At 76.5% G+C, this 230-nt stretch carries 1 protein-coding gene; it reads right to left on the reverse strand.

The genetic code is table 11. The annotated features are described in order from the left end of the window. The coding region (locus MMY95_RS15825) for a hypothetical protein (RefSeq protein WP_241277847.1) at window positions 1-230 on the reverse strand (230 nt) is incomplete at both ends.

The following is a 230-nucleotide window of genomic DNA, read 5'->3' on the forward strand; positions in this document are numbered from 1 at the left end:
GGCGAGAGCAGCACGCGCACGCTGCCGGCCGGCGTTTCCAGCGCGGCGGTGCCCACCCAGAGATGCAGCGCCTGGCCCTCGGGCGGCAGGCGTTGGCGGTCGATGGCCACGAGCCGGCGCGGCCAGGCGTTGCCGGGTTCGGTGTCCACGCCATGGCGCAAGGCCCAGCGCGCCACGCGCGACGGCGCATGCGGCGGCAGGAAGTCTTCGCTGAAGGCCGCGGCCCAGCG

The organism is Lactiplantibacillus sp. ME-2 (assembly GCF_022549155.1).
Classification (GTDB): Bacteria; Bacillota; Bacilli; order Lactobacillales; family Lactobacillaceae; genus Lactiplantibacillus; species Lactiplantibacillus plantarum.